Origin of the sequence: Maritalea mobilis (assembly GCF_004363175.1) — a bacterium.
In the GTDB taxonomy this organism is placed as follows: Bacteria; Pseudomonadota; Alphaproteobacteria; order Rhizobiales; family Devosiaceae; genus Maritalea; species Maritalea mobilis.
Window position 1 is genome coordinate 1 of the sequence record NZ_SNYR01000007.1, and the last position, 1067, is coordinate 1067.

1 protein-coding gene is annotated in these 1067 nt (G+C 43.7%); it reads right to left on the reverse strand.

Annotated elements, in window-relative coordinates; genetic code table 11:
• Positions 1–645: 645 nt before the first annotated feature.
• Positions 646–1067 (reverse strand): hypothetical protein (locus tag ATL17_RS16980; protein WP_166639092.1); only part of this gene is annotated, 422 nt, incomplete at its 5' end.

Here is a 1067-nt window from a genome sequence, read left to right on the forward strand (position 1 = left end):
CCGCTAAAAGCAAAGAATGTCTCATACGATGTAAATTATTTAAAAACCCCACTCGCTAGAAATAGCAAGTGGGGTTTTTGTATTAGGGGGGGAGTTCTTCCCACTTCCAACAGACATATTTCCATCTGCGATTCGAAACTTTGAAAGCCGGGCAAGCATGTGCCGCATCTGAGTAAATAGAATCGCTATAGCTGTCCTAGCTGCTCGGGTTGAGTGGACGGACGATAGGGATGTTTGAATAAGGAAACACATCTGATTCTAATCGAGTAGGCCGTAGTTGATCGCCAGGCGCGATAAGAGATATAGAAAGATACTTCAGTACGCTGGGTCGCAGAATCGCTTCGCTTCTATGCCAATTCGGTGGAGTGTCTGATTCTTCTAAGCTGCATTTCACGGAATCATGTCGCCTCATCAGCTTTCCAATGTTGAGCCTAAGAGTGACACAACAGAAACAAGGCTTGCGGCTTATCCACATTAGTAGCATTATGCGCTACTAATAGGTTGGCGAAAGCCGGAATTTGACGGCTTTTCAATTTAATTGCGTGGCATTGGCTAAAAGGTGTTGACTCTAACAGGCTCAACCCTTATCACCGCCTCCAGCTCATACGGACAGTCTGAATTAATCAGATCAATCCTTTGAGTTAACTATTTGAAAGTAAATTGAAAATTTTCAAATAGGGTGTTGACAGCAAGGTCTGACCAAACTATCAACGCCATTCTGAATTGAATTTGCAAAACGCGGATGACATTCAGAGTTATTTCAGAGAAAACTTTTTGAGTTTTAACTGAAATAATCGGTTGACAGGCTAATTCGTTAGTCTTATAACCCCCAAGCGCTGCACGAACTGATTTGCAGTTTGACAGTGCTTCCATAAAAGGCAGTCTAATCTGCCGGTTCGCCGGCAAGAGAATGCTTTGCGGTTGTGAGAGTAATTGATCAGCCGGGTGACATAATGTTTCGCAAAAACATGTGTCGGTTCTTTGACATTGTGAATGAGAGAAGAAAGGGAAACGTGGACGGCGAGGTCCTTGCGGATCGGCTTTTAGCTGATCATCAAGACTTCGAT